Origin of the sequence: Neobacillus paridis (assembly GCF_016765675.1) — a bacterium.
In the GTDB taxonomy this organism is placed as follows: domain Bacteria; phylum Bacillota; class Bacilli; order Bacillales; family Cytobacillaceae; genus Neobacillus; species Neobacillus paridis.
This window is the reverse complement of the sequence record NZ_JAESWB010000219.1, coordinates 1-709: the sequence shown is the minus strand read 5'-3', so window position 1 is coordinate 709 and position 709 is coordinate 1. Positions and strand designations below refer to the sequence as shown.

The 709-nt window shown below is 39.7% G+C and carries 1 protein-coding gene; it reads right to left on the bottom strand.

Going from position 1 to position 709, the window contains the following annotated elements; genetic code table 11:
- The coding region (locus JK635_RS15125; protein ID WP_202654801.1) for a hypothetical protein at positions 1-288 on the bottom strand (288 nt) is incomplete at its 3' end.
- Positions 289-709: the final 421 nt, after the last annotated feature.

Sequence of the window (709 nt, the reverse complement as noted above, 5' to 3'; positions counted from 1 at the left end):
TTTAATGTAATTTTTTTCCTTGTTTGTCAACCGATACAGCCCAACGTTTTCGCAGAGTTCATTATAAGTATTCGAAGTGGACTGTGATGCAAGCCTGCTAATTTCCATAATTTGCGCATCCGTAGCCTGCATAAGCCGCAATTTTTGAATGAATTCCCTACTTATTTCCTTACTATCTTCTCGTGAAAACCGATCCAGCAATTTTCCGTCAATGACAATGCTGCATCTAGCCACATCTTTTTGAAATTGTTCACAAACCAGCAACAAATCTCCTTCACTATCGATCATTGGCCTTCTTAACTGATCTNTCTTTCTCATAATTAGTGAGGCGCCGCATAACTACTGCAGACAAAGGAACACCTAAATAGTTTAATGCTGCCGATTTTATTGCAGTGCCACAATGGTTGGATGCATCGCCCGTTTCGGGAACTGAAGAATCAAAAACAATTTTTGAATGAATCATTTTGATTCCATTGCATAACCGATCAAACTGTTGCCTTTGAAATTCGTTAGATTTTATTTTTCCGAATTCGGGCTGCATTGCATTCAGAGTTTCCGCAACAATTTTTAGCCTTTCTTTCACAGGGCGGTTTATTTCCTGCTCAAACTGGCTCAACTTATCATTGATCACATTCCAGTTATCGTGTTCATTCCCCGTCGCCGCATCAAAGATCTCCGCACAATGTTCCTGATCGAGAAATACAATCAA